This is a genomic window from Rhizobium sp. MHM7A (genome assembly GCF_005862215.1).
Taxonomy (GTDB): Bacteria; Pseudomonadota; Alphaproteobacteria; order Rhizobiales; family Rhizobiaceae; genus Rhizobium; species Rhizobium bangladeshense.
On the sequence record NZ_VCHT01000057.1, the window covers coordinates 1 to 2,760 of the forward strand.

2 protein-coding genes and 1 pseudogene are annotated in these 2,760 nt (G+C 59.6%); 2 read left to right on the plus strand and 1 reads right to left on the minus strand.

From position 1 onward, the window contains the following. Positions 1-555: 555 nt before the first annotated feature. Positions 556-1,473 carry a recombinase family protein gene (locus FFR93_RS40265; protein WP_138397217.1) on the minus strand — a complete coding sequence of 306 codons (918 nt, stop codon included), beginning with the start codon at positions 1,471-1,473 and terminating at the stop codon, positions 556-558. Between the two features lie 509 nt (positions 1,474-1,982). On the opposite strand from FFR93_RS40265, the pseudogene FFR93_RS40270 reads away from it, so the two are divergent. Both FFR93_RS40270 and FFR93_RS40275 read left to right on the plus strand, forming a co-directional pair. Further along, positions 1,983-2,282 (plus strand): annotated as a pseudogene (locus FFR93_RS40270) (hypothetical protein); the annotation flags it as partial. Position 2,283: 1 nt separating this feature from the next. Continuing rightward, positions 2,284-2,757, plus strand: coding sequence for an alpha/beta hydrolase fold domain-containing protein (locus FFR93_RS40275; protein WP_205910762.1), 474 nt, complete (start codon positions 2,284-2,286; stop codon positions 2,755-2,757). Positions 2,758-2,760: the final 3 nt, after the last annotated feature.

Here is a 2,760-nt window from a genome sequence, read left to right on the forward strand (position 1 = left end):
AAGCCGTGACCGCTGCAATTGCCTGAGTTTACCGACAAGCGACTTTTCGGCCGTTGATCAAACAACGTGACATCGCCACTGGGACAGCTCGGCAACAAGGGGTCGGCTCAAGGATGAAAAAGGGGACATGACTTTCTCCGGGGATGAAAGCCGGATCGGAGAAGCCAACACCTACAGCCCTTCCGAAACCGGCAGGGCTGTGGTGATCAACGAGCTACGCTATAACGCGCGCACGCCATCCACGACCCCGAAGGGGCCATTATTATTGACGGCAATGTTACGTTGCATGCTCATGGCTGAAGTTTATACACAAGGATGGAGCAGTGTAAACGGTCAACGCTGTTGAGGTCTGCTTTCGAGCGCATCCTCGGGCCCGAACGGCCGAAATGGGGGTCGGTTCCTGTCGTCCCGGCCTCTCCAACAAACCCCGGTTTGATGCGACGATGTGGACAGCAGCTCGCCCGCGACATTATCGAGAGCCGAGGCTGGAATCTCTCCCACCTAAAACAGGGCGCCTAAGAGAGCGGGAAATCGGCAGGTTGATGCTCCGTGCCCTTAATGACGGATGAGACCGAACCGATGCGCCTCATCCAGCAGGTTACGAACGGACGATGGCTGCCATTTACGTCCGCCGCGCGCCGGTCGCTCTCCCATCTGATCAAGCTGGCTGGCAATGTCGCGCAGCGATAAGCTGGGATCGGCAATGGCAATCGCTGCGACGAGCTTCATCAGGTGATCTTCCGGCGCGCGGCGGGGAGAACGGACCAGTAGCTCAGGCTCTGCCAGTTTCTCGCGGACCATGCGATGCACGGCTCGACGCAGCCTTTCCACCGTCCAGTCATGGCCTCGGCGATTGAGGACCCGCACGACATTGTCCCAGCTATGTTTTGGGCGAAGTTGCCGAACGGTCGGGAGCCAGGTTTGCGCAGAGGAGATCAGCTCGTCGAGGTAGATTTTTTCCCGGGCCTTCGACACCGCCTTGATCGCTTCCGGTCGCCTCTCCCGAAGGCCAGGATTGCCTGGCAGCTTGCCGCGGGCTCTTGCCGCCTTGATGCCTGCCTTGGTTCGCTCAGCAGTCAGCGCTCGTTCGAGCTGGGCGACGGCGCCAAGGACCTGGAGGGAAAACATCCCCTGTGGGGTGGACGTATCGATCGGATCGCGGATCGACCTGAAATGGACGCCGCGCTCTTCCAGATCCTCGATCACCTGCAACAGATGGCTGACCGACCGGGCGAGGCGATCCAGCCGGACGACGACAAGCACATCGCCGGCGGTAAGATCACCGAGTAGTCTCGTCAGAACCGGCCGCGCCCGGGATGCGCCAGATCCATGCTCTTGAAAAATCCGCTCGCAGCCGGCGGCACGCAGCTCGTCCATCTGCGCGTCATGAACCTGATCGTCGGTCGAGACACGTGCATAGCCTATAAGACGTTTTGGGGCCGGCGAGGGATTGGCGACTTGCCGTTTTGCCATGGTTTTCTCGCGCGCTTTTCTGAGGCTTTGTACAGATAATGAATGCGTGAGAAAATGACCAGTTGCAAGCGTGTTTTATGGGTTAAATGCAGCCCCGCCAGACTCGAAAAGCGACGTCGAACGGGCATCAGGCCGTACCCTGCCCGAGGCCGCACTGGTGGCCATCTGCGGCGGAAATGCCTGAAAATAGGGAGATTGGAGGAGGGGAGGATCCCGAAGCCCGCGTAAGCGGAAAGGCGATGGAGAAATCTGCACTCTTCGGCAGAGAAGGGGCTGCTCTGAATAGCCGGCAGAGAAAAAACTGTTCCGCCGAACCTCGCCGAAACCTGCTTAAAAGGCCAGAAACTAGCCGTTTTCGCTCATCTAGGCCGACCGACAAGTGATTTTGCGCCCTGAAATCAATCTACCATCGATAACCAGTACTTATCTATGGTTAGTGCACTGTAAAGAATTCGCAGGTGTGACGGAAGCAAATGGTAGTATCGCTTCTGGTTAATGGCGTGTTTACCATGATTTCAATGGCTTACGATCTAGCAAAAATCAGCATGACAGCTCTGATGCGGCCGGCATTCGACGCCGGTATCGCTTTCACGCGTCTGCACGAGCGCATCGTCCGTTCTGCGGTCGGCGTCGGCTTCCTCGAGCGCACCCAGTTCACCGATGCCTGCGCCTCGCTGTGGATTGAAGGCGAACTCGTCCATCTGGAAGACCTTGTCCTCCACGACGCCACGAAGGATATTCGCACACCCACCCATGAGCTGACCATCGCCCGCGACGTGCTGCGCACCCGCCGGCGCATCGCCGCCCAGGTTGGCACTGGCCGCTGGTAGCCCTGGCGTCGAACGCAATACGCAGGGCTTCCTGGAAGCGATGGCCAAGGCTGGCGCTCCGCCCCTGGAGTCTCTCTCCCCCGCCGATGCACGGGCGGCCGTGGCGGCTGCGCAAGCCGGCGCCAAGCTGGCGCCGGCCGACATCAGCGAGAAGACGATAAGCGTCGACGGCAAACCTCTGAAGCTCACCATCGTACGTCCGGCTGGCACCGATGGCGTGCTGCCGGGTTTCATGTTCTTCCACGGTGGAGGCTGGATCCTCGGCGACTTCCCGACGAACGAGCGGTTCGTCCGCGACCTGGTCGCAGACTCCGGCGCAGCGGCAATATTCGTCAACTACACGCTGTCGCCGGAGGTGCGCTATCCGGTGGCGATCAACGAGGCGTTGGTGCGCGGATATGAAATCGAACGCATTTCGGCCTTTGATGTTGTCGGTTATGCCTGCCTGACTTGACGC